This is a genomic window from Streptomyces sp. ADI96-02, from assembly GCF_003846185.1.
Taxonomy (GTDB): Bacteria; Actinomycetota; Actinomycetes; order Streptomycetales; family Streptomycetaceae; genus Streptomyces.
In genome coordinates, this window is sequence record NZ_ML123034.1 from 2,754,100 (window position 1) to 2,780,584 (window position 26,485).

Annotated in this window: 25 protein-coding genes; 8 read left to right on the top strand and 17 right to left on the bottom strand. The window is 71.7% G+C overall.

Going from position 1 to position 26,485, the window contains the following annotated elements; translation table 11 throughout:
* Positions 1 to 2,817 (bottom strand): GNAT family N-acetyltransferase, encoded by a 2,817-nt coding sequence (locus tag EES43_RS11875; RefSeq protein WP_124268702.1) that lies wholly within the window; start codon positions 2,815 to 2,817, stop codon positions 1 to 3.
* Positions 2,818 to 3,022: 205 nt separating this feature from the next.
* Between EES43_RS11875 and EES43_RS11880 the strand changes: the two genes are divergently transcribed.
* Entirely contained in the window at positions 3,023 to 3,751 is a 729-nt protein-coding gene (locus EES43_RS11880) for a siderophore-interacting protein (protein ID WP_124271927.1), read from the top strand.
* 95 nt (positions 3,752 to 3,846) lie between these two features.
* Here the strand turns inward: EES43_RS11880 and EES43_RS11885 are convergent, their stop codons facing one another.
* From EES43_RS11885 to EES43_RS11915, 6 genes are all read right to left on the bottom strand, one after another.
* Complete coding sequence (locus tag EES43_RS11885; protein WP_124268703.1) at positions 3,847 to 5,418, bottom strand: APC family permease; 1,572 nt, start codon at positions 5,416 to 5,418, stop codon at positions 3,847 to 3,849.
* Positions 5,419 to 5,644: 226 nt separating this feature from the next.
* The gene (locus tag EES43_RS11890) at positions 5,645 to 7,108 is read right to left on the bottom strand and encodes an aldehyde dehydrogenase family protein (RefSeq protein WP_124268704.1); all 1,464 of its coding nucleotides are present in this window, start codon (positions 7,106 to 7,108) and stop codon (positions 5,645 to 5,647) included.
* A complete protein-coding gene (locus EES43_RS11895) occupies positions 7,105 to 8,844 on the bottom strand; it encodes an N-acyl-D-amino-acid deacylase family protein (protein ID WP_124268705.1) in 1,740 nt (579 codons plus the stop codon). The genes EES43_RS11890 and EES43_RS11895 overlap by 4 nt, the downstream gene beginning before the upstream one ends.
* Positions 8,845 to 9,202: 358 nt before the next feature.
* A complete protein-coding gene (locus EES43_RS11905; RefSeq protein ID WP_124268707.1) occupies positions 9,203 to 10,324 on the bottom strand; it encodes an LLM class flavin-dependent oxidoreductase in 1,122 nt (373 codons plus the stop codon).
* Between the two features lie 110 nt (positions 10,325 to 10,434).
* Complete coding sequence (locus EES43_RS11910; protein WP_124271928.1) at positions 10,435 to 11,220, bottom strand: SDR family NAD(P)-dependent oxidoreductase; 786 nt, start codon at positions 11,218 to 11,220, stop codon at positions 10,435 to 10,437.
* A gap of 47 nt (positions 11,221 to 11,267) precedes the next feature.
* Complete coding sequence (locus EES43_RS11915) at positions 11,268 to 12,212, bottom strand: LLM class F420-dependent oxidoreductase (RefSeq protein WP_124268708.1); 945 nt, start codon at positions 12,210 to 12,212, stop codon at positions 11,268 to 11,270.
* 366 nt (positions 12,213 to 12,578) lie between these two features.
* Between EES43_RS11915 and EES43_RS11920 the strand changes: the two genes are divergently transcribed.
* From EES43_RS11920 to EES43_RS11935, 4 genes are all read left to right on the top strand, one after another.
* Positions 12,579 to 12,968, top strand: a complete 390-nt coding sequence (locus tag EES43_RS11920; RefSeq protein ID WP_124268709.1) for a VOC family protein — start codon at positions 12,579 to 12,581, stop codon at positions 12,966 to 12,968.
* 111 nt (positions 12,969 to 13,079) lie between these two features.
* Positions 13,080 to 13,307 (top strand): type II toxin-antitoxin system VapB family antitoxin, encoded by a 228-nt coding sequence (locus tag EES43_RS11925; RefSeq protein WP_124268710.1) that lies wholly within the window; start codon positions 13,080 to 13,082, stop codon positions 13,305 to 13,307.
* Entirely contained in the window at positions 13,304 to 13,711 is a 408-nt protein-coding gene (locus tag EES43_RS11930) for a PIN domain nuclease (protein WP_124268711.1), read from the top strand. The genes EES43_RS11925 and EES43_RS11930 overlap by 4 nt, the downstream gene beginning before the upstream one ends.
* A gap of 379 nt (positions 13,712 to 14,090) precedes the next feature.
* Positions 14,091 to 15,485, top strand: coding sequence for an amidase family protein (locus EES43_RS11935; protein WP_124268712.1), 1,395 nt, complete (start codon positions 14,091 to 14,093; stop codon positions 15,483 to 15,485).
* Positions 15,486 to 15,680: 195 nt separating this feature from the next.
* On the opposite strand, the gene EES43_RS30605 is transcribed toward EES43_RS11935, so the two are convergent.
* From EES43_RS30605 to EES43_RS11965, 7 genes are all read right to left on the bottom strand, one after another.
* Positions 15,681 to 15,860 (bottom strand): hypothetical protein, encoded by a 180-nt coding sequence (locus tag EES43_RS30605; protein WP_206430220.1) that lies wholly within the window; start codon positions 15,858 to 15,860, stop codon positions 15,681 to 15,683.
* A gap of 139 nt (positions 15,861 to 15,999) precedes the next feature.
* A complete protein-coding gene (locus tag EES43_RS11940) occupies positions 16,000 to 16,617 on the bottom strand; it encodes a TetR/AcrR family transcriptional regulator (protein ID WP_124271929.1) in 618 nt (205 codons plus the stop codon).
* A 145-nt stretch (positions 16,618 to 16,762) separates the two neighbouring features.
* The gene (locus tag EES43_RS31715) at positions 16,763 to 17,110 is read right to left on the bottom strand and encodes an MbtH family protein (RefSeq protein ID WP_124268713.1); all 348 of its coding nucleotides are present in this window, start codon (positions 17,108 to 17,110) and stop codon (positions 16,763 to 16,765) included.
* A 498-nt stretch (positions 17,111 to 17,608) separates the two neighbouring features.
* Complete coding sequence (locus tag EES43_RS11950) at positions 17,609 to 19,015, bottom strand: dicarboxylate/amino acid:cation symporter (RefSeq protein WP_124268714.1); 1,407 nt, start codon at positions 19,013 to 19,015, stop codon at positions 17,609 to 17,611.
* 443 nt (positions 19,016 to 19,458) lie between these two features.
* Positions 19,459 to 19,752 (bottom strand): DUF4229 domain-containing protein, encoded by a 294-nt coding sequence (locus EES43_RS11955; RefSeq protein WP_124268715.1) that lies wholly within the window; start codon positions 19,750 to 19,752, stop codon positions 19,459 to 19,461.
* A gap of 142 nt (positions 19,753 to 19,894) precedes the next feature.
* Positions 19,895 to 21,058, bottom strand: a complete 1,164-nt coding sequence (mqnE, locus tag EES43_RS11960) for an aminofutalosine synthase MqnE (protein ID WP_124271930.1) — start codon at positions 21,056 to 21,058, stop codon at positions 19,895 to 19,897.
* 48 nt (positions 21,059 to 21,106) lie between these two features.
* Positions 21,107 to 21,562: an Lrp/AsnC family transcriptional regulator gene (locus EES43_RS11965; protein WP_030803885.1), complete on the bottom strand. Its 456-nt coding sequence runs from the start codon at positions 21,560 to 21,562 to the stop codon at positions 21,107 to 21,109.
* Positions 21,563 to 21,683: 121 nt separating this feature from the next.
* Here EES43_RS11965 and EES43_RS30610 point away from each other — a divergent pair, with 121 nt between their 5' ends.
* Positions 21,684 to 21,830 carry a hypothetical protein gene (locus EES43_RS30610; RefSeq protein ID WP_164493075.1) on the top strand — a complete coding sequence of 49 codons (147 nt, stop codon included), beginning with the start codon at positions 21,684 to 21,686 and terminating at the stop codon, positions 21,828 to 21,830.
* A 90-nt stretch (positions 21,831 to 21,920) separates the two neighbouring features.
* Here EES43_RS30610 and EES43_RS11970 read toward each other — a convergent pair whose 3' ends face one another.
* Positions 21,921 to 22,604 (bottom strand): UbiX family flavin prenyltransferase, encoded by a 684-nt coding sequence (locus EES43_RS11970; protein ID WP_124268716.1) that lies wholly within the window; start codon positions 22,602 to 22,604, stop codon positions 21,921 to 21,923.
* Between the two features lie 119 nt (positions 22,605 to 22,723).
* Here EES43_RS11970 and EES43_RS11975 point away from each other — a divergent pair, with 119 nt between their 5' ends.
* Complete coding sequence (locus EES43_RS11975; RefSeq protein ID WP_124268717.1) at positions 22,724 to 23,353, top strand: rhomboid family intramembrane serine protease; 630 nt, start codon at positions 22,724 to 22,726, stop codon at positions 23,351 to 23,353.
* A gap of 82 nt (positions 23,354 to 23,435) precedes the next feature.
* On the opposite strand, the gene mqnP is transcribed toward EES43_RS11975, so the two are convergent.
* Positions 23,436 to 24,356 carry a menaquinone biosynthesis prenyltransferase MqnP gene (mqnP, locus tag EES43_RS11980; protein WP_124268718.1) on the bottom strand — a complete coding sequence of 307 codons (921 nt, stop codon included), beginning with the start codon at positions 24,354 to 24,356 and terminating at the stop codon, positions 23,436 to 23,438.
* On the bottom strand, positions 24,353 to 25,810 hold the full coding sequence (locus EES43_RS11985; protein WP_124268719.1) for a menaquinone biosynthesis decarboxylase: 1,458 nt from the start codon (positions 25,808 to 25,810) through the stop codon (positions 24,353 to 24,355). Before EES43_RS11985 ends, mqnP begins: the two co-directional genes overlap by 4 nt.
* Positions 25,811 to 25,957: 147 nt before the next feature.
* Here EES43_RS11985 and EES43_RS11990 point away from each other — a divergent pair, with 147 nt between their 5' ends.
* A complete protein-coding gene (locus EES43_RS11990; protein WP_124268720.1) occupies positions 25,958 to 26,365 on the top strand; it encodes a PLD nuclease N-terminal domain-containing protein in 408 nt (135 codons plus the stop codon).
* Positions 26,366 to 26,485 lie beyond the last annotated feature (120 nt).

The following is a 26,485-nucleotide window of genomic DNA, read 5'->3' on the forward strand; positions in this document are numbered from 1 at the left end:
TTACGGAAGCCGGAGCGCCGCCCGGGTGAGGAAGGCGAGCCGGGCCGTCTTCTCCGGCTTCTCGATCTCCGGCCCCAGTCGGAACCCGATCCGGACCATCCGGTCGAGGGCCTTCGCGTTCCGGGCGTCGGGCTCGACGACGACCCGCAGACAGGCCGGGTCGCTGAAGACGAAGCCGACGAACGCCGTGAGCAGGGCCGCGGTGTAGCCCCTCACCGCCACGTCGCCCGCGGCGATCAGCAGGTGGACGCCGACGTCGCCGGGCAGGACGTCGTAGCACTCGCCGACCGGATCCGCGGCCGGCTCGTAGGTCTGGAAGAGGGCCGCCGGGACGCCGTCGCGCAGGGCGAGGTAGGCGTGGTGCGTGGGGAGCGAGTCGACGTACGCGTAGATCTCGCGCACCTCCTCCCGGGTGTGGTCGCCCATGCCCCAGAACCGGGCGCGCTCCTCGGTGACCCAGCCGTGCAGCAGGCCGGCGTCCGCCCCGGGGTCGACGGGGACCATCCGCACGGTCCCGAAGCCCTCGACCTTCTGCTCGTACGCGGCCGGACGCAGGGCCGGGACGGCGGCCCCGGCGGTCGGGGAGGTCGGGGAGGTCCCGGTGGTCGGAGGGGCCCCGCTGGTTCCGGTGGTTCCGGTGGTTCCGGTGGTTCCGGTGGTTCCGGTGGGCGGGATCGTCATGGCGGTGCTCTCCTCGGTCCGGTGCAGCAGGTTCCAGTCGGTGACGACCGGGGCGAGGCCGCCGCTCGCCCACAGCGGCGTCTGGTCGCGGTGGTGGGCGGAGCCGGGCACTCCGGACGCGCCGAACGGCACGGCCCACAGGCTGTTGTCGCGGCGGGCCACGTCCCACACGAAACGGGCCGCCGGGCCCCGGGCGAACAGGTCGGTGACGCCGGGAACGCCGGAGGTGGAGAGCACGCAGTCGTGGTCCCCCGCCAGGCCCGGCCAGACCTCCTCGGGCGTGGCGTCCGGCAGCGCCTGCCACGGGGAGACCCGGTGCACCTCGCCCCAGGGGCTCGGCCCGGGGCCGTCGGCACAGGTGGCGGCGACCGCCTCGGCCGCGGCGGCGACCAGCGCGGAGCGGTCCTCGTACGGCAGGAGTCCGGCGGTGAGCAGCGTCTCCAGGGCGTAGCCGATCCGGGGAACGGCCGCCAGCCAGGGGCGGAACACCGGCGGATACGCGGTGGAGCGCCACGGGTCGTCCGCGCCGGTGACGGCGGCGAGGGCGGGGTGGCCGGCCAGCCGGCGGACGACCTCCGTGCGCAGCCGGGCGTAGAGCGTCGCCTCGGTGGAACCGGCGTCCATCCGGCGGTCCCAGGCCAGCAGCCGCGCGCGCAGGCGCAGCGCCGCGGGGCCGAGGCCGGTGGTCCCGGCGAGCAGTTCCAGCAGCGGGCGGGCCGAGGCCAGAAGGGTGTCGGTGTGGACGGCGGCCATATCGGCGGGGGTCCAGTCCGTGCGGCCGTCGAGGAGGGCCTGGATGCGGTCGGCGCGGTGCGGGGGCGCGAACTCGACGCCGAGCGGGGCGGCGAGGCCGCGCTCGTTGGCCATCACGGCGGTGGAGCCGACCGCCGTACGGGGCAGCGGCTCGACGCCCTCCCGCCAGGCGTACGCGGGGTCGTCGGCGGGAACGACGCGGAGCCGGTTCTCGTACGGGCGCACCGGGACGTGCCCGGCGGTCCGGTGCAGCGCGGCCCCGGTGGTGTCGGCGGCGAGGACCACGTTGACGGGTTCGACCCAGCGGTCGAGGGCGGCGTCGAGGTCGGCGACCGTACGGGACCGCAGCAGCGCCGGCAGGGCGTCGAAGCCGAGTTCGCCGGTGACGCGGGGCGGGTGGCGCAGGCTGACGGCGGTGGCCGGCGCGTCGCCGCTCGCCGCCGGGCCGCCGGTGATCACCGGGCCGCGGTCCGTTTCGATCACCTCGACCGTCCGGGGCGCGGCCCCCGCGACCTCGATCGTCTCGGTGTGGGCGTGGACGGCGTACCAGCCGTCCGTGCCGAACGCCTCGACGGTTCCGCTCGCGGTGCGCCGCAACCGCTCCCGGTACAGGTCCTGGTAGTCGGCCATCGCGTTGGTGATCGCCCAGGCGACGCCTCCGGTGTGGCCGAAGTGGGCGATGCCGGGCACGCCGGGGACGGCGAGGCCCACCACGTCGAACGCGGGGCAGGCGAGCCGTATCTGCTGGTAGACGCCCGGGTCCTCGATGAAGCGGTGCGGGTCGCCCGCGATGATCGCCGCGCCGGTGGCGGTGCGCTCGGCACGGGCCAGCCAGCCGTTGCTGCCGGAGGTCCCGGGCCCGTCGGTGGCGAACAGGGTGAGGTGGTCCTCGCCGAGCCGGCGGGCGACCTCTTCGCGCCAGAGCTTGGTGGGGAAGCCCGCGAACAGGATGTGCGTGGCGAGCCAGACGCCGAGCGGCGTCCAGGGCTCCCAGCGGCCCGGGGCGAGGCGCGCGGCGGCGAACTCGGGGGCGCGGGCCGCGCCTTCCGCGAGACCGGCGTTGACCCCGTCGACGTACGCGGCCACCCAGGCGGCGGTCTCCGGCGCGAGGCGGGCGTAGCAGCGGCGGGCGGTGTCGGCGAGCCGGGCCCGGCGGGCGAAGCCGTCCCAGTCGGCGGCCTCCGCGCCGAGGTGGGCGGCGGTGGTGCCGAGGAGCCGGTGGCGTTCGGTCTCCAGTTGCCAGGCCCGGTCCAGGGCGGCGTTGTGCCCCTGGGCGCGGGCGAGCGCGAGCGCGTCCGGCGCGCGCAGATGGGGGATGCCCCGGTCGTCGCGGAAGACCTCGAAGCCGTCCCGCGGTCTCTCGCCGTCCCTGTCGGTGGTCATGGCTCCGCCCTCCCTCGATCCCGGAGTCGTCCCGGGGCCGTTCCCGGATTCGTCCGCGAGTCGCCCCGGGGCCGTACCCGGAGGTCGTCCCGGTCATTCCGGTGCTTGTCAGCCACTCTCCAGGGCCTTGCAATTTAGGTTAGCCTAACCTAAATAAATTCCTGGCCAGCGGGCCGGGGCACCGGGGGAAGGGATGGGAGACACCGTGGGGCATGGCTGGGAAGGCGTCGTTCTCAAGCTGTTCCGGGGGCGTGATTTCACGTTCACCGTGACCAGGGTGGAACAGGTGAGCGACCGGTTCCACCGGGTGCGCGTGACCGACGGCGGGCTGCTCGCCGCGACCGGCGGAGCACACCCGACGATGTGGGTGCGGCTCTGGTTCGAGAACGCCGGCAAACCGCATCAGCGCGCCTACACGCTGGTCGATCCCGACCCGGAGGCCGGGACCTTCAGTCTCGAATTCGCCCTGCACGAGGGCCCCGCCTGCACCTGGGCACGGGCCGCCCGGCCCGGCGACACGATCGACGCGACACTCCAGGGCACGGGCTTCACCCTGCCCGAGCCGCGCCCGGCGCGGCTCTTCCTGGTCGGCGACCCGGCGGCGCTGCCCGCGATCAACTCCCTGCTGGACGCCGTTCCGCGCACGCCGGCGACGATCTGGTTCGAGTCCTCGCACGAGGAGGACCGGAAACTGCCCTTCCGTCTGGATCCCGGCCACCACACCCTGCACCACGTGGAGCGGCGCGAGGCGGGCGGCCACCTGGTCGCCGAGGTGAAGGCGGCGCTGCCGGGGCTACTGGGCGAGGACCCCTGGGACGCGTACGTCTGGATCGCCTGCGACACGTCGACCACCCGGACCCTGGCGGCCTACGTCCGCAAGGAGCTGGGCCTGCCCAAGGACCGGGTGAGCGCGCTGGGTTACTGGCGTCCGTAGGCCGGCACGCGGGCCGCGGCCCCTCGCCCGCCCGCCTCGGACCCTCGCGCCGCGCGGCCCAGCCCGCCGGAAACCGCCGGAGACCGCCGGAGACCTCAGTCCTCGATCACGAGGGCCGGGGTCTCCTTCGTCAGCACCTCGCCCCGGAAGAAGGCCGGGCTGCGCCGCTGCATCGCGAGCATCAGCACCACGCCGAGGAGCAGCAGCCCGACGCCGATGACGAAGACCGAACCGACGCCGAAGACCGAGGATCCCGAGCCGTACGCCGGGTCCCACATGTCGTAGAGGGTCTTGACGAACACGGCGGCGAGCAGCAGGCCGCCGACCACCGGGAAGATCCCCTTGAAGACCAGGTCCCGTCCGGAGCGGGTGAGTTCGGCGCGGAAGTACCAGGCGCAGGCGAAGGCCGTCAGCGCGTAGTAGAAGCAGATCATGAGGCCGAGCGCGTAGATCGTGTCGACCAGGACGTGCTCGCTGACCAGGGTCATCACCGTGTAGAAGACGCCGGTGCCGATGCCCGCGGTGATCGTCGCGCGGCCGGGCGTCTTGAAGCGGGGGTGGACCTTGGCGTAGGAGGCGGGCATCGCCTCGTAGGCGGACATGGCCAGGACCGTGCGGGCGACCGGGATGAACGTGGTCTGGAGGCTCGCGGCGGCCGAGGCGAGCACCGCGAGGAAGAGCAGGATGCCGAGGCCGGGGCCCATCACCGGTCCGGCGAGGGCGGCGAAGACGTTGTCGGAGGTCTCCGGGTTGGCGAGGCCGAGGCCGGATTCGCCGGAGCCGACGGCCATCTGGGCGGCGATGCCGGTCGCCAGGTAGGAGCCGACCAGGACGACCATCGCGATGAGCGCGGCGCGGCCCGGCGTCTTCTCGCTGCCGGTGGTCTCCTCGTTGGCGGTCAGGCAGGCGTCCCAGCCCCAGAACATGAAGATGGAGAGCGAGAGCCCGGCGGTGAAGGCCGCGAAGGACTGGACGGCGAACGGGTTCAGCCAGGACCAGGAGAAGTCGATGGAGGTGGCGAAGTCCGCGCCGCCGCCGCCCGCCTTCTGGAGCGCCATCGCCACGAACACCGCGAGCACCACGAGCTGGAGCCCGACCAGCGCGTACTGGACGCCCTTGGTCGCGGTCATCCCCCGGTAGCTGATGGCGGTGGCGATGGCGATGAGGACGAGGCAGGTGGAGATGTGGACGAACTTGTTGTCGTCCAGGGCCGCGACCGACGCGTTGCCCGTGATCTCTCCGGCCAGCAGCCAGAAGTACGAGGTGGCGACGCCGGCCAGATTGGACAGGACGATGATCGTGGCGATCACCAGGCCCCAGCCGCACATCCAGCCCAGGCGCGGGCCGAACGCCTTCACCGTCCAGGTGAAGGAGGTGCCGCAGTCCGGCATCGCCCGGTTCAGCTCGCGGTAGGCGAACGCGACCAGGAGCATCGGCAGGAACCCGGCCAGGAAGACGGCGGGCATCTGGACGCCGACCTCACCGGCCGTGGAGCCGAGGGTCGAGGTCAGGCAGTACACGGGGGCGACGGTGGAGATGCCGATGACGGCGCTGCCCATCAGGCCGACGGAGTTCCCGCCGAGGCCCTTGCCGCGTACACCGCCGTCGGCCGGGGCGCTTCCCCGTACCGTGTCTCCGGCCTGTGGCCGCGCGTCCAGCTGAGTCATGAGAAGGACGGTATGCGCTGCGATATCCACATCCTGAGTGTGAGACTTCAATGTCTCACCCTTCGCTTGGCGGTTAATCTCCGCGAAATGCCTCGTTAATGCAAGGTCATCTCCGCACACAACCTTCCGATAAACGATGGCCGACCGAGCGCGGCAACGTACGGTAATCGCAGCACTGTCCGTTTTGTGGTGATTCAAAATTTTCCCGCGCCCTTCGGCGGGCGGCTCAGCCGGGCCAGACGATCGCCTGCGTCTCGCTGTAGGCGCGCAGCGCGTACGAGCCGACGTCCCGGCCCACGCCGCTCTTGCGGAAGCCGCCGAACGGCGCCTCCATGTTCCGCCCCACGGTGTTGACGCCGACCCCGCCCGCGCGCAGCCGCCGGGCGATCCGGAAGGCGCGGGCCACGTCACCGGACCAGACGTAGTCGATGAGCCCGTACTCGCTGTCGTCGGCCAGCGCGACGCCCTCCTCCTCGTCGTCGAACGGGACGACCACCACCACCGGTCCGAAGATCTCCTCGCGGACCACCCGCATGTCGTGGGTGCAGCCGGCCAGGAGCGTCGGCGCGACGTAGAAGCCCCGGTCGAGCCCGGCCGGCCGCGCGCCGCCCGTGACGACCCGCGCCCCCTCCTTCCGGCCCAGCTCCACGTACGCCTCGACGCGGTCGCGGTGGGCGGCGGAGATGACCGGGCCGACCACGGTCGCCCGGTCCGCCGGGTCGCCGACCGGCAGCCGGTGCGCGTACGCGGCCAGCTTCGCGATCAGTTCGTCCTGGACGGAACGGTGGACCAGGACACGGGTGGGAGCCGTGCAGATCTGGCCGCTGTAGAAGGAGAACGTCGTGCCGATGCCCGCCACCGCCGCGTCGAGGTCCGCGTCCTCCAGCACCAGCGCCGCGCCCTTGCCGCCCAGCTCCATCAGCTGCCGCTTCATCCCGTGACCGCACACCTCGGCGATGCGCTGCCCGACGGCGGTCGAGCCGGTGAAACTGACCATGTCGACGTCCGGCGCGTCCACGGCCGCCTCACCGACGCCCGCCCCCGAACCGGTCACGACGTTCACGACGCCCGCCGGAACACCAGCCTCCGCCAGGGCCCCGGCCATCCGGTAGACGGAGAGCGGGTCCTGCGGGGCGGGCTTCACCACGACGGTGTTGCCCATCGCCAGCGCCGGGGCGACCTTGCCCGCCGGATTGGCCCACGGATTGTTGTACGAGGTCACACAGGTCACCACGCCGACCGGCCGGCGGACGGCGAGCGCCCCGAAGATCCCGGCCCGCCCCATCGGCCCGGCCTCGTTGATCTGCGGCGCGATCGGCTCCTCGACCGGCTCCACGGCCCCCTTCGCGTACCGCCGGAACCGGGCCGCGGCGACCGCGACCTGCATCCCCCGGGCGGTGGCGGTCGTCGCCCCGCTCTCGGCACGGGCCAACCCGGCGTGGGACGCGAGGTCCCGCAGGATCAGGTCCGCCGCCCGGTCCAGGATCGCGGCGCGCTCCTCGGGCTTGGTCCGCGACCAGGCGGGGAACGCCTCGCGGGCCGCCGCCGCCGCCTCGTACACCTGCGCCCGGCTCGCCTCGGGGGCGAGGCCGACGACCTCCTCGGTGGCGGGATTGATCACCTCGTAGTGCCCGTCGGCCGGCTCGGTCCACTCCCCGCCGATGAAGAGCCGCCCCGCTTCCCCGTTCACGCCGTACCCACCGTCCGGGTGTCGCGGCCGGAGCGCAGCACCGTGCCCGGCACCGCCCCCGTCACCTTGTCGTCCCGCAGCGTCTCGACGCCGTTGACCCGTACGGAGACGATCCCGAGGGCCTTGGAGTCCAGGCGCGGGCTGTCGCCGGGCAGGTCGTGGACGAGGGTGGCGGGCCCGGCGTCGATCCGCTCCGGGTCGAAGAGCACCAGGTCGGCGTGGAAGCCCTCCTCGATCCGGCCCCGGTCGCGCAGCCCGAAGAGGCGGGCCGGGTCGTCGGTGAGCATCTTGACGGCGGCGGGCAGCGACACGAGCTTCCGGCCGCGCAGGCAGTCGCCGAGGAAGCGGGTGGTGTACGGGGCCCCGCACATGCGGTCCAGGTGCGCGCCCGCGTCGGAGCCGCCGAGGAGCACGTCCTCGTGCTCCCAGGTGCGCTGCCGCAGCGCCCAGGAGTCGGGGTCGTTGTCGGTGGGCATCGGCCACAGCACCGTGCGCAGGTCGTCCTCGGCGCAGATCTCGACCAGGCAGTGGAACGCGTCCTGGCCGCGCTCGGCCGCGATGTCGTTCACGACGCGCCCGCTCAGCCCCTCGTTGGCGGCGCTGTAGGTGTCGCCGATGACGTACCGGCCGAAGTTCGCGAGCCGCCGGAAGACCCCGGCCTCCTTGCTGTCGGCGCGGCGCAGCATCTCGGCGCGGGTGTCCGCGTCGCGGAGCCGTTCGACGCGCTCGGGGACGGGCAGGGCCAGGATCTCGCCCCAGCCGGGGATGAGGTTGAGGGCACAGAAGGTGCCGAGCGACATGTTCATCGGCGTGAGGATCGGCATGGTCAGCGCGACGATGCGGCCACCGGCCCGGCGGGCGCGCTCACTGGGCACGAGCTGGCGCGGTACGCGTTCGGGGACGGCGGCGTCGATGGTGAGCACGTTCCAGTTGAGCGGGCGCCCGGCGGCGGCGCTCATGTCGACGAAGAGGTCGATCTCCTCGTCGGAGAACTGGTCCAGGCACCCGGCGACGATCGCTTCGAGCTGGGTCCCCTCGTGCTCCCCGACGGCTCGGGACAGGGCGAGCAGTTCCTCGGGCCGGGCGTGCCGGGAGGCGACGGGTTCGCCGTCGCCGTCGGAGTGGGTCGAGGACTGCGTGGTGGACAACCCCCAGGCCCCGGCGTCCATGGCGTCGTGGAACAGCGCCAGCATGGCGTCCATCTGCTCGGCCGTGGGCTGCCCGCCGACCGCGTCGGGGCCCATCACGTACCGGCGCAGCGCGCAGTGCCCGACCATGAATCCGGCGTTGACGGCGATACGCCCCTCCAGTGCGTCGAGGTATTCGCGGAACGTCGACCAGGTCCAGTCGACGCCCTCCTCCAGGGCCGTGAGCGCCATGCCCTCGACGCGCGCCATCATCCGCCGCGTGTAGTCGGCGTCCTCGGGCCGGTCGGGGTGCAGCGGCGCGAGGGTGAAACCGCAGTTGCCGCCGGCGACGGTGGTGACGCCGTGGTTCATGGACGGGGTGGCGTACGGGTCCCAGAAGAGCTGGGCGTCGTAGTGGGTGTGCGGATCGACGAACCCGGGGGCGAGGACCAGGCCGTCGGCGTCCTCGTCGGTGACGGCCTCCTCGGAGACGGTCCCGGGCTCGGCGATGACGGCGATCCGGCCGCCGCGGAGGCCGACGTCGGCGACGTAGGCGGGCCCGCCGCCGCCGTCCACGACGGTGGCGCGGCGGATGAGGTGGTCGAGCATGACGGTTCCCTTCTCGTGGGTCGCCCTGGGAGGCGGACGGACGGGGCGGCCGGGGCCGAGGAGCCTTGGGCCGAGGAGCCTTGGGGCCGAGGAACCTTGGGGCCTTGGGGCCTTGGGGCCTTGGGGCCTTGGGGCCTTGGGGCCTTGGGGCCTTGGGGCCTTGGGCCGAGGAGCCTTGGGCCGAGGAGCCTGGGCCGGGGTGACTGCCGGGGTACGCACGCTTCGGCCGCGGTACGTACCCCGGCTCACAGGGCGACGGTCCGGGAAGACGCCGCCCGGCTCCTGGCCGGGCCCCGGGGGCGGGTTCGGCACGTCACGACACGGCGCGGCACGGAAACGGCCCCCGGAACGGCCCGGATCAGCCCGCCGCGCGGAACCGCGAGGTCCGGTGCACCGGGTCGGTGTCGATCTTCGGGATCACGTGCTCGCCGATGAGCCGGATCGAGTTCATCGTGTCCTCGGGGCTCACCCCGATCGGCATCCCGAAGCTCAGCTGGTCGGCCCCGGCCTGGTCCCACCGCCGGCACTGCTTCAGCACCTCGTCCGGGTCGCCGCAGATCATCAGCTCCTCCGCGATGAGCAGCTCGATGATCTCCTCGGTGTACTCCGGAAGCAGCTGCGGCCACTCCGGAATCCCCTCCGGGCGGGGAAAGGTGTCGTGGTAGCGGAACAGCAGCGACTGGAGGTGGTTCAGCCCGCCGCCGACCGCGATCTCGACCGCCTCGGCGTGCGTCTCGGCGCAGATGGCGGTGGAGGTGACCATCACGTTGTCGTTGACGAACGCGCCGACCGGTTCGGCCTCCTTGACCGCGTTCTTGTAGGACTCGACGACCCATTCCATGTCGGAGACCTTCTGCACGCTGAAGCCCAGCACGCCGAGCCCCTTCTTCCCGGCCATCGCGTACGAGGACGGCGACCCGGCCGCGTACCACATGGCCGGGTGCGAGGCTCCGTACGGCTTGGGGAGGATCTTGCGCGGCGGGAGGGACCAGTGCTTGCCCTGGAAGCCGACGTACTCGTCCTGGAGCCACATCTTGGGGAACTCGGCGATCGTCTCCTCCCACAGCTCCTTGGTGTGGTTCATGTCGGTGATGCCCGGCATGAACCCCAGGATCTCGTGGCTGCCCGCCCCGCGCCCGGTGCCGAACTCGAAGCGTCCGCCGGAGAGGTGGTCGAGCATGGCCACCTTCTCGGCGACCTTGACCGGGTGGTTGACGGGAGCCAGCGGGTTGAAGATGCCGGAACCGAGGTGGATGCGCTCGGTGGCGTGCGCGAGATAGCCGAGGTACACGTCGTTGGCGGAGAGGTGCGAGTACTCCTCCAGGAAGTGGTGCTCGGAGGCCCAGGCGTACTTGAAGCCGGACTTGTCCGCCTGGATGACGTACTCGGTCTCCTCGATCAGTGCCTTGTGCTCTGCCTCGGGGTCCGCCTCGGCACGCGCGGCGGGCACGTACCCCTGCACAAAGAGCCCGAATTCCACGGAGGTTCACCGTCCTCAAGTTTTTCTGACGTATCGTCAGATTGTGATGCGACCGACTGTTCCACCGCCGGTCCGGCCCGTCAATACCTGACGCTTCGTCAGGAACGGTGTCAGTGGAGACTGACTCCGGCCAGCCACCCGCCGTCGATGACGAAGGGCTGGCCCGTGATGTAGGAGGAGTCCCGCGAGGTCAGGAAGAGGGCCAGCGCGGCGACCTCCTCCGGCCGGCCGATCCGGCCCATCGGCACGAGCTCGCGGTAGTAGGCGTCCAGGCCCGCGGACGACGCGGCCGGGTCGGCGCCGGGGTCCAGCAGCGCGGGGTTGCTCATCGCGGTGTCCACCGCCCCCGGGCAGATCGCGTTGACCCGGATGCCCCGGCCCGCGAGCTCCAGCGCGGCGACCTTGGTCAGGCCGAGGACGGCGTGCTTCGTCGCGGCGTACGCTCCGACGAGCGCCATCCCGGTCAGCCCGGTGAACGAGGACGTGTTGACGATGGTCCCGCCGCCCGCCGCCGCGATCTCCGGGGCCACCGCCCGGATGCCGAGGAACGTACCCGTCAGGTTGACCCGCACGACCTCCTGGAACTCCGCCGGCGGCGTGTCGAGCAGCGCGTTGAAGCGGAGGATGCCCGCGTTGTTGACGAGCCCGTCGATCCTGCCGAAGGCGTCCTTGGCCACGGCGACGGCGTCGGCCCAGTCCTCCTCGCACCCCACGTCCAGCCGGACGAACCGCGCGGAGTCCCCGCCCAGCTCCTCGGCCAGCGCCCGGCCCCGTTCGGTGAGCACGTCCGCGACGACGACCCGCGCGCCCTCCTCCGCGAAGAGGCGCGCCTCCTGCTCGCCCTGACCGCGCGCCGCCCCGGTGACCAGCACGACGCGCCCGTCCAGCTTGCCCATGCCCGTCTCCCCCGCGCGCCGAGATGACTTGCCCATGCCCGCCTCCCCTACGTGTCGAGATGAGGAGCGACGTCCGCACCGAACGCCGCCATCTGATCGGTCAGCTCGCTGACACTCCGGCTCCGGAAGCGCACCTGGACCTGGTCCACGCCGATCGCCGCGTACCGGCGCAGCGACTCCGCCAGCGTCTCGGGCTTCCCGGCGAGGGTCCGCCGCCCGACCGGCCACCCGGGCTCGCCCACGTACAGCGGCTCGGTGATCGCGCCGACGACGATCGGCGCTTCGACGCCTGCCTCCTCCCGCAGGGCCCGCAGCCGGGCGATCAGCGCGGGCAGCCGTTCGAACGGATCGCCCTGCGGCAGCCAGCCGTCGCCGCGTACGGCGGCCCGGCGGACGGCGGCGGGCGAGGAGCCGCCCACCCAGATCGGTACCCGCTCCTGTACGGGGCGCGGCAACTGCCCGAGCCCGCTGAACGCGAACCGCTCGCCCGCGAACTCCGGGTACTCCTCCGGCCCCAGCGCGGCCCGCAGGGCGTCGATGGTCTCGTCCAGCACACCGCCGCGCCCGTCGAAGTCCGCCCCGACGGCCTCGAACTCCTCCCGCACGTGCCCGGCCCCGACCCCGAGGACCAGCCGCCCGCCGCTGAGGTGGTCGAGGGTCGCGTACTGCTTGGCGGTGAGCAGCGGGTGGCGCAGCCCGACGACGGCGACGTGACTCATCAGCAGGACGCGCTCGGTGACGCCGGCGAGGAAGGAGAGCGTGGCGACGGGGTCGTACCAGACGGTGCTCATCCCTTCGGCGAGCCGCCGCGGAATGGCCACATGGTCGCAGCTCGCGAGGTAGGCGAAGCCGCCGAGCTCGGCGGCGCGGGCGACCCGGACGAGGTCGGCGGGGGTCGCCGCGGCCTCCCAGGGCTCGGCGTAGATCGCGCTCTGCGACTGGACCGGGAGCTGCATCCCGTACGACAGCGCCCCGCTGGGCAGAACCGGCACGGCGGCCTCCTTCCCTTCGAACCCGCGGGCGGGCCCCGCCCGGGGTGACGGCCGTCATCGTCATACCTGACGGGTCATCAGACAAGGGGGTCGGGGCGGAGAAGAGGGCTCGGGCTGCCGACGTACGGTTTCCTCCGGTTCGACGTCAAGGCGCTCGGGCCGCCGAGGGCGGAGGCCCTTCCCCGGCCCCTCGCTCGGCTGAGAGTCGTCCGTGGCACCGGGTCCATCGGAGGGCCCGACGCCGGTTCCGCGACATGTCGAAGGGCCCAGCCCCGCGATGTCTGAGAAGCTGCGGAGCTCATCGGCACACAGTGTTCCGCAGCTCGATCCAGAGGACAGGCGAGCGGCAACGAGAAGGGCAGCCTCATGACAGACTCCGCCGGCGACCACGCCGACACCATCACCGGCCTCGGCGTCATCCTCGGCAGCACCGACCCGGACGCCCTGATCACCTGGTACCGCGCCGCGCTGGAGCCGCTGGGGGCCCGCTGGGTAGGGCACATGCTGCTCGTCGGCCCCGGGGCGATCATCGGCTTCGACCGGCGCGACGACGTAGCGGACCGCGCCGCCGAACCGGGCCGGCAGCTGATCAACATCACCGTCCAGGACATCCGCACCGCCGAGAAGCACCTCGACTCCCTCGGGGTGACCTGGGTCCGGCGGGTCGAGGACACCGGGGGCGGCTGGCTCTTCTCCACGGTCGTGGACCCGGTGGGCAACTACGTCCAGATCCTCCAGGGGCCGGGGGCGCCCTGAATCCCTCGTCATTTCCTCCGCGAACGCACCCTCCCGCAGCCCGCACCCCTCCATTGATACATTCGATCATGTACATTGATACATCCGAGTGTGCATACAGGAGGGTGGAGTATGAGCCGTACGGTCATCGACCTCGACGACGAGGCGCTGGAAGCCGCCGCGAGAGAACTGGGCACCACGACAAAACGCGACACGATCAACACGGCGCTGCGCGAAATCGTCGAACGCAATCGACGTTTGCGTGCCCTGCACGAGTTGCAGGAGATTGTCCAGGAGGGGGGCCTGGACACAGACCTTCTCCTCGACAAGCGCCGCTACCGAGGAGGCTCCGCGAAGTGAGTGTCGCCGACTACCTCATCGATACGTCGGCACTCGCCCGCATCCTCCTGCGCCAGAGCACCGAGGAGTGGGACCGCCGTATCGGAGCGGGCCTCGTTGCTTTGTGCGACCTGACCGAGCTGGAGGTGCTCTATTCCGCCCGCTCCACCAAGGATCGCGAAAACGTCCGGGCGCGTTTGGCCATGTTCGCCTGGTGTCCGATGCCGGACGGCGTATTCCGGCGCGCCCGCACCGTGCAGGAACTGCTCACCACCAAGGGGGAGCATCGCTGCGCCGGCCCTGTGGACCTGTTGCTGGCCGCGGTCGCGGAGATGTCGGGCCTGACTCTGCTCCACCATGACCGCGACTTCGAGACCATCGCCCGCGCCACCGGACAGCCCACCAGGATTCTGAACCTGAGGTGACCGGACCACCGCGGACCCACTGGGCACCCACTGGGCAGCTACGTCCAGGCCCCCAGGGGCCGGGAGCCCCTGAATCACTCGCCCTCGTCCGTACGGCACCCGCAGGCGACGGCGAGTTTGTCGGGTCAGGCGGACGAGCGGGAGCACCGAGTGGCGACAGCGGCTGCGCGTCGCATCCGAACCCCTCGGTCAAGAACGGGGCGATCGACAGAGCCGTCGGCCGGAGCGGCGCGTGGTCCGCGAGGACCCTTGATGCAAGCCCCTCTTGCGTTCACCATGTCATCACGCGAACGAACAATGACATGAACCTCTGGGACGTGTTGCACTGATCGCCCCTGGGCCGCCCCAGCGGATCCGCACGAAAGAGCAGGTCAGATCGATGAGTGAACGCTCCACCGAGGAACCGGACGCCCTGAGGCGATCCGAGGCCGTGCAGAGATCTCTGGCGCGAGCCGAAGAGGTGGGACACCTGGGCGGCTTCATCACCCTTGTCGGCGAAGCCGCCGCCAAGGCCCCGGGCGGACCGGGCCCCCTGTCCGGCATGACCATAGCGGTCAAGGACAACATCCACGTCGCAGGGCTGCCCAACACGGCCGGCACTCCCGCCCTGCGGGACTTCGTGCCCGCCACCGACGCGCCGGCGGTGCGTCGGCTGCGTGACGCCGGCGCCGTCATCCTGGGCAAGGCCAACATGCACGAGCTGGCGCTCGGCGTCACCAGCAACAACCGAGCCTTCGGCCCGGTCCGCAACCCGTACGACACCGAGCGTTTCGCCGGTGGCAGCAGCGGAGGAGTCGCGTCGCTGATCGCGGCCGACGTGGTGCAGGCCGGACTCGGCACCGACACGGGCGGCTCGGTCCGCGTTCCCGCCGCCGTCACGGGCACCTGTGGATTCCGGCCCACCGTCGGCCGCTATCCCGGAGAAGGGGTGACGCCCCTGTCCGGCACCCGGGACACCATCGGCCCCATGGCACGCCGGGTCGCGCACCTGGCCCTGCTCGACGGGGTCCTCAGCGGTGACGACGCCCCGGTGACCGCCCCTCCACCGAACTCGATCAGGCTGGGTGTGCCGACCGGTCACTTCACCGAGCGGCTTCAGGACGAGGTCGCCGCCCGGTGGGAGGCGACTCTGGGCAGCATCGCGGCGGCCGGGGTGGAACTGGTCCCGGTCGATGTCACCTCGTTCGTCGAACGCGAGTTCGAGATCGGTATGGCCATCGTGCTGTACGAGACCCGGGTGGAGTTGTCCTCCTACCTGACGAAGCACCGGCCCGAGATGGATCTCGCCTCTCTCGCGGCCCTCATCGCCAGCCCCGACGTGCGGGACGTCTTCGAGAACTGCGTCCTCGACGGAGCCCCCGGTCTGGTCTCCGAGGACGTCTACCGCGAGTGCCTGGCCCACCGGGAGCGGCTGCGCGCGGCATACGGGCGGACCTTCGCCGCACACGGCCTGGACGGCCTGGCCTTCCCGACCGTCCCGGCCACCGCGCTGGACCTGGCCACCTGCGACCAGGGCATGGTCCTGTGCGGAGAACCCGTCGACACCTTCGCCACCTTCATCCGCAACACCGGCCCCGCAAGCGTCATCGGCGCTCCCGGCCTGAGCATCCCGATGGGCCTGGCGTCGAACGGACTGCCGACGGGCCTTGAGATCGACGCCCCTGTCGGTGCCGACCGCGCACTGCTCGCCCTCGGGCTGGCCCTGGAGGAGATCTGCGGCCGGCCCGAGCACGCCGGTAACACCGTGGCGATCACCGGTGCCATACGTCCCTGATCGTCGACCGGCACCGAACCCGCTGCCTCTCCGGACAGCGGAACCGTCACGGCGCCACTCGGCTCATGCCTTCGCTGGACGCCATGCGCCGCGTCCGTGCGCCGGGGCCGGCCACGCCACCGGCCCCGGCGGCTGTTCGCCGACTGCTCCCCGTGCTCCGTACGGCGACCGGCCGGGCCCCGCCTCGCCCCCGACTCACTTCCCGTACAGCGCCTCGACCTCCGCCACGAAGTCCACCGGAAGGACCGTGAACGTACGGATCGACTCCGCCCGCGAGACCAGTCCGTTCGCCTCGTCCGCGCGCAGCTCATCGTCGTGGATCAGGTCCGGCTCAGGGCGGCGATGAACGAGCGGTTGTCGCCGACGACCATGCACCGGCTGACCAGGAGGTGGGCGGCCGTGGCCGACGCCCGGCAGAACGCGGGACAGCGGCGGTGCGGCGGTGCAGGGCGCGGAGGCCACGGGGGCAGGGGCGACGGGCGCGGCGGTGACAGGAGCGGCGGCGGTACGGCCCTTACGCCGGGGGCTGCCAGGGCCGGGCGTGCATCAGGTTCTCCAGGCCCGCCCAGGCGAAGTTCATCAGCGTCGCCGCCGCCTCCTTGGCCGAGACGCCCGGCGTGTCGTTGGCCCAGCCCGCCAGCGCCTCCGCCGCGCCGACCAGCGCCTGCGCGAGGCCGGCCACGTCGCGGTCCGCCAGCGCCGGATCGCGGTGCGCGTCGCGGGCCGCGGCCCCGATCAGCCCGGTCACGAAGGCGACGATCTCGTCCCGCATCACGACGACCTCGGAGGCGAACGGCTCGCCGTGCGTCCGCGCCTGCCGGTGCAGCACGGCCCAGCCGTCGGGGTTCTCGGCGGTGTGAGTGAAGAAGGCCCGCAGCCCCGACCAGAGTTGGCCGTCGGCGGACAGATCCGGTTCCACCCCGGCGCGCACCGCCGCCACCAGGGCCTGCGCCTCGCGCCGGATACAGGCGGTGAACAGCTCTTCCTTGGAGTTCAGGTACAGGTAGACCAGGGGCTTCGAGACGCCGGCCAGCTCGGCGATCTCGTCCATGGAGGCAGCCCGGTAGCCGCGCTGCCCGAAGGTCCGCACCGCGGCGTCCATCATCTGCCGCTCCCGCACGGCGCGTGGCATCCGCTTGTTCTTCACAGCACCCACGTCGCATTCCTCCCCGCCCCCGCCGCCCTGCTCCCCGGCCAGGGTACGGCGCTGGCCCGCTCCCCGTCGTACCGAGCGGTGCCGGGCGGGGTCGACCGATCCGGACAGGACCGGGCAGGGGTCAGCGGCCGGCTCCGGCCGGATCGTCCGCTCGGGCGGGATCGTCGGCTCCCGCCGAACTGTCGGCCCCGCCCGAACCGTCCGTCCCGCCCGAACCGTCCGCCCCGCCCGAACCGTCCGTCCCGCCCGGACCGTCGACCCCGCCCGGAGCGGCCGGCTCCGCGCGGCGGCGGGGGCCCAGCGGCCGGACGCCCCGCCGTACGGTGTCGACGTGCGCCACGCACTCCTCCTGCGACCCGGCGAACCCCTCCACCCGCCAGCCGGCCGGCGGGTAGCTGCCGACCGGCCAGAGCGCGTGCTGCTCCTCGTCGTTGACGACCACCTGATAGGCCGTCGCGTCGTCGCTCATCGCTCTCCTCCTGCTCCTGTTCCTGCGCTCCTGCTCCTGCGCGCTGCTGTCGTTCGCTCACCGGGGGCGGCGACGGCGGTGACCGTCAAGGAGTGCCCGTTGAAATCGAAATGATCCTCGTGCGGGGCGGGAGGGGCGGAACGGACGGGACGGAACGGATGCGGTACAGCGATCGGGCCGGGTTCGGCCGCGGTGCCGTCGGGAACGGCGTCACGGCGCCGGGCACGGTCGCCGACAGGGCGTCAGAAGCATCGGCGGGGAAAGGGCAGGAGCGTTCCGGCATCCCCGCGGCCCCGACTCTCGGGCAACGGCCACGGTAGGAGCAGGAGGCAGGCCGAGTCAATGGTCTGGACCAGGCAGGACTGGCTCGAATCGGCCGGACCGGGCAGGGCGAAGCGGTACGGAACAGGGTGCGGACGGGGCCGAAAACGCCGAGCGCCCCCGGCTGCCCTCGGCGGGCGGAACGGGGGCGCTCGGCGTCGGCCGCGGGCCGCGCGGTCAGACGATGGCCGGAACCGCACCCTTCGGCTCCGCGCCCCGGATCCCGTCGCCGTCACTGTCACCGTCAACGTCGGCGGCCTCGGAGGAGCCGAAGGAGTCGATCGGGGAGGAGGAGGCCGAGTTGTACTTGTCGTGGTCCAGGATCTTCTCCCGGGCCGCGACGATGACCGGGACCAGCGCCTGGCCGGCCACGTTCGTGGCGGTGCGCATCATGTCCAGGATCGGGTCGATGGCCATCAGCAGGCCGACGCCCTCCAGCGGCAGGCCCAGCGTGGACAGGGTGAGCGTCAGCATGACCGTCGCGCCGGTGAGACCGGCGGTGGCCGCCGAGCCGATCACCGAGACGAAGGCGATGAGCAGGTAGTCGCCGATGCCGAGCTGCACGTCGAAGATCTGCGCGATGAAGATCGCCGCCAGCGCCGGGTAGATCGCGGCGCAGCCGTCCATCTTCGTGGTCGCGCCGAAGGGCACGGCGAAGGAGGCGTACTCCTTCGGAACGCCGAGGCGCTCGGTGACCCGCTGGGTGACGGGCATGGTGCCGACCGAGGAGCGGGAGACGAAGGCCAGCTGGATCGCGGGCCAGGCGCCGCGGAAGAACTGGAGCGGGCTGACCTTGGCGACCGTGGCCAGGAGCAGCGGGTAGACGCCGAACATCACCAGGGCGCAGCCGATGTAGACGTCGGCGGTGAAGGTCGCGTACTTGCCGATCAGGTCCCAGCCGTAGTCGGCGATGGCGTAGCCGATGAGGCCGACGGTACCGATCGGGGCGAGGCGGATGACCCACCACAGGGCCTTCTGGAGCAGTTCCAGGACCGCTTCGCTGAGCGTGAGGATCGGCTTGGCCTTCTCACCGAGCTGGAGCGCGGCGATACCGGCGACGGCGGCCATGAAGACGATCTGCAGGACGTTCAGCTCGGTGAAGGGCGTGATGACGTTGTCCGGGACGATGCCGGTCAGGAAGTCGATCCAGCTGCCCTTGGTCTCGGAGAGCGCGCCGTCCTTGGGCGTGAGGCCGGTGCCCGCGCCCGGGTTGGTGATCAGGCCGATCGCGAGGCCGATGGCGACCGCGATCAGCGAGGTGATCATGAACCAGAGCAGTGTGCGGGTGGCCAGCCGGGCGGCGTTGTTGACCTTGCGCAGGTTGGTGATGGACACCAGGATCGCGAAGAAGACCAGCGGTGCGACGGCCAGCTTGAGGAGCTGGACGAAGAGCGAGCCGACCTTGTCCAGCGTGGTGACGAGCCAGCTGACGTCCTGGCTGCGGGCGAGCCAGCCGAGCAGCACGCCGAGGACGAGACCGGCGACGATCTGGGCCCAGAACGGGACCTTGGGGATACGGAAGCCGGAGCCGGAGCCGTTGGGCTGCTCGGCCTCGGGGGCGGCGGACGCGGAGTTCGCGGACACGGACACACTCCAGTGAGGGCGCATCGGGACGTACGGGGGCAGCCGTACGGACGTGCGGTGGAACGGGACGGGGTCGCGGCGTCCGCGCCGGGGGGCGGCGCCGCTGCATGATTGCCGGATCAGACGTTGCGGCGACAGACCGCGGACATACAGCGGCAGAGATCGACGTGCAGGCGCGCCACGAGCGGGATGCTCGCGGCATGGTCGGGGCGCACCGCTGTCTTCATGGCGAACACGTTAACACTTGAACTTTGAGAACCTCAAAGCCTTTCTTTGGCAGGGGAACCGCCCGAGAAGCCCTGGCGATCACCCCCGACCACTCCGGATCACCCCGGAAACGCCGAAGACCCCCGTACGGGAGCGGCCTGCTCCGGTACGGGGGTCTATGGAGATTCGGTGTGCGCGAGGTGCGCGGTGTGAGGAAGCTTACGCGGCCCCTACGGCTACTGGACCGCGTCCTCGCGGGTGCGGTTGGCGTCGAGCCGGGCCTTGGTCCGGTCGACCGAGGAGATGATCTGGGCGGACATCTCGTCGCGCTGCTTGCGCAACAGCACATAGCTGAGCGGGGCGGAGAGGACGAGGCCGAGCAGGATCACCCAGACGAAGTTGGCGCCCGCGAGGCCGGACGGGATCAGCCCGAAGTGCACGGCGACGGCGGACACGAAGAAGCAGCCGATGAAGATCAACAGGCGCAACGTCGTGTACCGGATCGTTGCGCTCGGCTTGGCAGCGGACACGGCCGGCCTCTCTTCCCATGGACTCTCGACGTCAACCTGCCCGTCCAGTGAAGCATGACCCGAATTCGCTCGGTTCACGGGGTTGCCGGGTCCGCCGGAAGGCCGCCGGCCGCACAGAGGACGGCCGGCGGCGCGTACGGCCTCAGACGCGCATCGGCTGCGGCGACTCGCGCCGACCTTCCTCCGGACCTGGGTACTCGCGCAGGATCTCGTACCGGGTGTTCCGCTCGACCGGCCGGAAGCCCGCGTCGCGGATCAGGTCCAGCAGGTCGTCGCGGCCGAGCTTGTTCGGGGTGCCGTAGTTGTCGGCGTCATGCGTGATCTTGTACTCGACGACCGAGCCGTCCATGTCGTCCGCGCCGTGCTGGAGGGCGAGCTGGGCGGTCTGCACGCCGTGCATCACCCAGAACACCTTGACGTGCGGCACGTTGTCGAAGAGCAGCCGGGAGACCGCGAAGGTCTTCAGCGCCTCCGCGCCGGTCGCCATCGTGGTGCGGGCCTGGAGCTTGTTGCGGACCTTGCCGTCCTTCATGTCCACGAAGTCGTGCTGGTAGCGCAGCGGGATGAAGACCTGGAAGCCGCCGGTCTCGTCCTGCATCTCCCGCAGCCGCAGCACGTGGTCGACGCGGTGCCGGGGCTCCTCGATGTGCCCGTACAGCATCGTCGCCGGGGTCTTGAGCCCCTTCTCGTGCGCGAGGCGGTGGATGCGCGACCAGTCCTCCCAGTGGGTGCGGTGGTCGACGATGTGCTGGCGGACCTCCCAGTCGAAGATCTCCGCGCCGCCGCCGGTCAGCGATTCGAGACCGGCCTCGATCAGCTCGTCGAGGATCTCGGAGGCCGAGAGGCCGGAGATCGTCTCGAAGTGGTGGATCTCCGTCGCCGTGAACGCCTTCAGCGCCACGTTCGGCAGGGCTTCCTTCAGCGCGCTGAGGGAGCGCGGGTAGTAGCGCCAGGGCAGCGTGGGGTGGAGGCCGTTGACGATGTGCAGCTCGGTGAGGTTCTCGCCCTCCATCGCCTTGGCGAGGCGGACGGCCTCCTCGATGCGCATCGTGTACGCGTCCTTCTCGCCCGGCTTGCGCTGGAACGAGCAGTACGCGCACGAGGCCGTGCACACGTTGGTCATGTTGAGGTGCCGGTTGACGTTGAAGTGGACCACGTCACCGTTCTTGCGCGTGCGCACCTCGTGCGCCAGCCCGCCGAGCCACGCCAGGTCGTCGGACGCGTAGAGGGCGATCCCGTCCTCGCGGGTCAGCCGCTCGCCGGCCCGGACCTTCTCCTCCAGCTCGCGCTTGAGTCCCGCGTCCACTAGGGCGCCTCCCATTCCTGTGCGTAACCGACTGCGACCACGGTACGCCTACGACTCCTCCGGGAGTTCTCCGACCCGGTTCTCCCACTTGGTGGAGAGGACGATCGTGGTACGGGTGCGCGAGACGCCCTTGGTGCCGCTGAGACGCCGGATCGTCTTCTCCAGCCCGTCGACGTCGCCGACGCGGACCTTGAGCATGTACGAGTCGTCGCCCGCGATGAACCAGCAGTCCTCGATCTCCGCGAGGTCCTTCAGCCGGTGCGCGACGTCCTCGTGGTCGGCCGCGTCGGAGAGCGAGATCCCGATCAGCGCGGTGACGCCGAGCCCGAGCGAGGCGGAGTCGACCGTGGCGCGGTAGCCGGTGATGACACCGGCGGTTTCCAGCCGGTTGATGCGGTCGGTGACGCTGGGCCCGGAGAGCCCCACCAGCCGTCCCAGCTCGGCGTACGAGGCCCTGCCGTTCTCCCTGAGGGCCTGGATGAGCTGCCTGTCCACCGCGTCCATATGACTGAAACCTTCCATTGTTCAGCAGTACCGCGAGTTTACGTATAGAATCTAAGGCATACAGGGCTCACACCCTGTAAATCTTCCCAAACATCCAAGAAAAGCTTTCGAATCTTCAGGAGTGATCTTCACCGTGTACACGATCGAGATGGCCTACGCCCGGATGCGCGAGCTGCAGGACCAGGCCAACCGCTCGCGTGCCCACCGGACCGCCACCGCGCGCCGCGCCGAGCGCACCCGCACCCCGCGCGCGCCCGAGAAGCGCTGACCGAAGAAGCGCTGACCCGGGCAGCGCCGATCGAAGAAACGCTGACCGGAGAGGCGCTGACCCGGGCGGCCGGACGGCGCTCCGGCCGGATCAGTCGGCCGTACGGCGGGAGCCGCCACCCAGCTCTCCCTCCCAACGGCGGTACAGCCGGTGCGGCACGCCCGCCGCGTCCAGCACCCGCCCCGCGACGAAGTCCACCAGGTCCTGGATGTGCGTGGCGCCCGCGTAGAACGCCGGAGAGGCGGGCAGCACCACCGCGCCCGCCTCGTCCAGGGCCACCATCTGCTTCAGCGTCTGGCCGCTCAGCGGCGTCTCGCGCACCGCGACGACGAGCGGGCGGCGCTCCTTGAGCGTCACGCTCGCGGCCCGCTGGAGCAGGTCCTTCGACAGACCGAGCGCCACTCCGGCCACACAGGCCGTCGAGGCCGGCACGATGAGCATCCCGCGCGCCGGGTACGAACCGGACGACGGCCCGGCCGCCAGGTCACCGGCCGGCCAGTGGCGCACCCGGTCCAGCTCGGCGTCGTCCACCGCGAAGGCGTCCGGCTTCCCGTCCGCGCCCCGCGCCAGCCACCCGCGCAGATCCTCGCGCCAGTGCCCGTCGCGGAAGGCGATGCCGGTCTCGTCCAGCAGCGTCAGGCGCGAGGCGCGGCTCACCACCAGGTCCACGCTCTCGCCGCCGGCCAGCAGTCCGCGCAGGACGGCGGCGGCGAACGGGGTACCCGAAGCGCCCGACACCCCGACAATCCAAGGCCGTCGCTGCCGATGAGTCACTGAAGTCCCGGATTCCACACCCGCGAGCCTATCCGGCACGGCCCCGCGCCCCGCACGCGGAACCGGGCGGGGCCCGCACACGTTGAACCGGTGACCGCACGCCGGGGGCAGGGGAGAGCATGGACGACTTCCGGACCACCCACCACGACAGACGGACGAAGACCGCCGCGGGCGGCGCCCGCGCCCTGACCGCCGGGCTGCTGATGGCCGGCTGGGTCGCCCTGCTGTGGATCCTCGAAGGGGTCGACACGGCGACCGGGAACGCCCTGGACGCGTACGGCATCAGCCCGCGCGATCCGGCGGAGCTGGGCGACGTCGTGCCCGCCGCGTTCCTGCACAGCGGCTGGGAGCACGTCGCCTCCAACAGCGTCCCGCTGCTCGTCCTCGGCTTCATCGCGGCCCTGGCGGGGCTGCGCCGGTTCGCCGCCGTCGTCCTGACGATCATCGTGGTCAGCGGCCTCGGCGTCTGGCTCACCGCCCCGGCGGGCACGGTGACGCTCGGCGCGTCGGGCGTGGTCTTCGGGCTGCTCGGCTATCTGCTGGTCCGCGGCTTCGTGGACCGCCGCCCCTGGGACGTGCTGATAGGCGTCGGCGTCGCCGCGGTCTACGGCTCCCTGCTGTGGGGCGTCCTGCCCACCGAGGCGGGGGTCAGCTGGCAGGGGCACCTCTTCGGCCTGATCGGCGGGGTGGCCGCGGCCTTCGCCTTCCGCCGCCCGCGCCGCGCACCGGACGCCATGGTCACCGCCTGAGGCGCCGAGGGCCGCCCGGCCGCCGTCCGACGCGCTGAGGCCGCCCGTCGCCCGGTCCCCCGGTCGCCCGTCGGGCCCGGCCTCAGGGGGTGAGGCCGCGCACCAGCAGGTCCAGCAGCGCGCACGCGAACAGCGCGACGCCGATGAAGCCGTTGACGGAGAAGAAGGCCCGGTTCAGCCGGGACAGGTCGTGCGGACGCACCACCCGGTGCTCGTAGACGAACGCCGCCGCGACGACCGTCATACCGATCCAGTAGAAGACCTCGGCGCCCGTGGCCAGGCCGAACCACACCAGCAGCCCGGTCGTGATCGCGTGGCAGACCCGCGCGCCCCACAGCGCGGCCGGAATCCCGAAGCGCGCCGGGAAGGACAGCACCCCGTGCGCCCGGTCCGCCCGCACGTCCTGGCAGGCGAAGATCAGGTCGAAGCCGCCGATCCAGATCCCGACGGCGAGCCCGAGGATCACCGCGTCCCACGACCAGCCGCCGGTCACCGCGAGCCACGCGCCGATCGGCCCGATGGCCTGCGCGAGCCCGAGGATGGCGTGCGGGAAGTTCGTGAACCGCTTGCCGTACGGGTAGACGACCATCGGCACCACGGCCAGCGGCGCGAGCGCCAGGCACAGCGGGTTGAGCAGGGCCGCCGCGCCGAGGAAGACGACGAGCGCGACGAGCGCCCCGGTCCACGCCGACCTCACCGACACCGCGCCGGTCACCAGCTCGCGGCCCGCCGTGCGCGGGTTGCGGGCGTCGATCTCCCGGTCGATGATCCGGTTCGCCGCCATCGCGAAGGTCCGCAGGCCGACCATCGCCAGCGTGACGAGCAGCAGCGTGCCCCAGTGGATCGTGCCGTCCAGCTGGAACATCGCGGTCAGCGCGGCGATGTAGGCGAAGGGCAGCGCGAAGACCGAGTGCTCGATCATCACGAGCCGCAGGAAGGCCCGGACCTTGCTGTCCGAGGGCGCGGGACCGTGGACGGACGCCGCTTCTGCCGCACTGCTCACAGTCCGTATTCCTTCCAGCGGCGGTCGACCTTCGCCGCCGTCTCCGGGTCGGATTCGACCATCTCCGGCCAGCCGCCGTCCCGGGTGTAGCCCTCCTCGGGCAGCTTCCTGGTGGCGTCGATGCCCGCCTTGCCGCCCCAGAACTGCTGGTACGAGGCGTGGTCGAGGTGGTCGACGGGGCCCTCGACGACGGTGAGGTCGCGGGAGTAGTCGGTGTTGCCGAGCGCCCGCCAGGCCACCTCGTGCAGGTCGTGGACGTCGCAGTCGGCGTCCACCACGACGATCAGCTTGGTCAGCGACATCATGTGCGCGCCCCAGACCGCGCTCATGACCTTCTGCGCGTGCTTCGGGTACTTCTTGTCGATCGAGACGATCGCGCAGTTGTGGAAGCCGCCCGACTCCGGCAGGTGGTAGTCCACGATGTCCGGCACGATGATCTTCAGCAGCGGCAGGAAGAACCGCTCCGTGGCCCGGCCCAGCGGCCCGTCCTCGGTCGGCGGCCGGCCCACCACGATCGACTGGAGCAGCGGGCGCTTGCGCATGGTGACGCAGTCGATGGTCAGTGCGGGGAACGGTTCCTGCGGCGTGTAGAAGCCGGTGTGGTCGCCGAACGGGCCCTCGGGGAGCATCTCGCCCGGCTCCAGCCAGCCCTCGATGACGACCTCCGCCTGCGCGGGCACCTGGAGCGGCACGGTCTTGCAGTCGACCATCTCGATCCGCTTGCCCTGGATGAACCCGGCGAAGAGGTACTCGTCGATGTCCCCGGGCAGCGGCGCGGTGGAGGCGTACGTCACGGCGGGCGGCGCGCCGAAGGCGATGGCGACGGGCAGCCGCTCGCCGCGCCGGGCGGCAACCTGATAGTGGTTGGCGCTGTCCTTGTGGATCTGCCAGTGCATCCCGATGGTGCGCTTGTCGTGGCGCTGGAGCCGGTACAGGCCCAGGTTCCGGACGCCGTTCTCGGGGTGCTTGGTGTGGGTGAGGCCCAGGTTGAAGAACGATCCGCCGTCCTCGGGCCAGGTGAACAGCGCGGGCAGCTTCTCCAGGTCGACGTCGTCGCCGGTGAGCACCACCTCCTGGACGGGCGCGTCGGCGGACTTCACCTTCTTCGGCGGCACGTGGACCATCGAGCCCAGCTTGCCGAACGCCTCCCGGACCCCGACGAAGCCCTGAGGCAGCTCCGGCTTGAGCAGTCCGCCGATCTTGTCGCTGATGTCCGCGTAGGACTTCAGGCCGAGCGCCTTCAGCAGCCGCCGGTCGGTGCCGAAGACGTTCATGGCCAGGGGCATCGAGGACCCCTTGACGTTCTCGAAGAGCAGGGCCGGCCCGCCCGCCTTGTTCACCCGGTCGACGATCTCGCCGACCTCCAGGTGGGGATCGACCTCGGCCTTGACGCGCTTGAGATCACCATCGCGCTCAAGGGCCCGGAGCAGGGAGCGAAGATCGTCGTAAGCCATGCGCTCCAGTTTGTCATCCCCCTCCCCGCCGCCCCTGCGGGGCTCCCCCGACGCGGTGCCCCGAAAGCGTCCCGGACGAGCCGGTACCCTGGCCGCGACACCGGGGACCACCGCGTGCCCCGCCGCCCGCTTCCTGGGGGACGTTCCATGAGAGCCCTGCTCTACCTCGTACCGCTGGCTCTGACGATCTACGCGTTCATCGACTGCCTCAACACGCCGGAGAAGGAGGCCAAGCACCTGCCGAAGACGGCCTGGGTGATCATCATCCTGCTGTTCTGGGTCGTCGGTCCCGTCGTGTGGCTGGTCGCGGGGAAGCTGCGGCGCGGCGGTGCGACGCTCTCGGAGCGGGCCCGGGGCCGGCGTACGCAGTGGGTGGCGCCGGACGACAACCCCGACTTCCTGAAGTCGCTGCGCGACGAGAGCCGGGACGGGAGCGCCGGCGGGAAGACGGCGCGGAAGCCCGCAGAGGCGGACCCGGCCCGCGGCGAGGACGAGCCGAAGCACCGCGACGGCACGGTCGGCCCCGACGAGACGCAGCCGCCCGCCCCCTCCTGACCGGCCCGGCCGACCCTGCCCGGCCCGCGTACGACGACGGCGGCCGTCCCCCGACTGCACGGGGGACGGCCGCCGTTCGCGTACCGGTCTCGATCGCGTCGCGGGACCGGTACGCGGTCG

Bases quoted from the DNA above. Each gene is read 5' to 3' on its own strand.
- EES43_RS11875 (WP_124268702.1), bottom strand. From the start codon at position 2,817: ATGACCACCGACAGGGACGGCGAGAGACCGCGGGACGGCTTCGAGGTC.
- EES43_RS11885 (WP_124268703.1), bottom strand. From the start codon at position 5,418: ATGACTCAGCTGGACGCGCGGCCACAGGCCGGAGACACGGTACGGGGA.
- EES43_RS11895 (WP_124268705.1), bottom strand. From the start codon at position 8,844: ATGCTCGACCACCTCATCCGCCGCGCCACCGTCGTGGACGGCGGCGGC.
- EES43_RS11910 (WP_124271928.1), bottom strand. From the start codon at position 11,220: ATGGGCAAGCTGGACGGGCGCGTCGTGCTGGTCACCGGGGCGGCGCGC.
- EES43_RS11920 (WP_124268709.1), top strand. From the start codon at position 12,579: ATGACAGACTCCGCCGGCGACCACGCCGACACCATCACCGGCCTCGGC.
- EES43_RS11925 (WP_124268710.1), top strand. From the start codon at position 13,080: ATGAGCCGTACGGTCATCGACCTCGACGACGAGGCGCTGGAAGCCGCC.
- EES43_RS11935 (WP_124268712.1), top strand. From the start codon at position 14,091: ATGAGTGAACGCTCCACCGAGGAACCGGACGCCCTGAGGCGATCCGAG.
- EES43_RS11940 (WP_124271929.1), bottom strand. From the start codon at position 16,617: ATGCCACGCGCCGTGCGGGAGCGGCAGATGATGGACGCCGCGGTGCGG.
- EES43_RS31715 (WP_124268713.1), bottom strand. From the start codon at position 17,110: ATGAGCGACGACGCGACGGCCTATCAGGTGGTCGTCAACGACGAGGAG.
- EES43_RS11965 (WP_030803885.1), bottom strand. From the start codon at position 21,562: ATGGACGCGGTGGACAGGCAGCTCATCCAGGCCCTCAGGGAGAACGGC.
- EES43_RS11975 (WP_124268717.1), top strand. From the start codon at position 22,724: ATGGACGACTTCCGGACCACCCACCACGACAGACGGACGAAGACCGCC.
- EES43_RS11985 (WP_124268719.1), bottom strand. From the start codon at position 25,810: ATGGCTTACGACGATCTTCGCTCCCTGCTCCGGGCCCTTGAGCGCGAT.
- EES43_RS11990 (WP_124268720.1), top strand. From the start codon at position 25,958: ATGAGAGCCCTGCTCTACCTCGTACCGCTGGCTCTGACGATCTACGCG.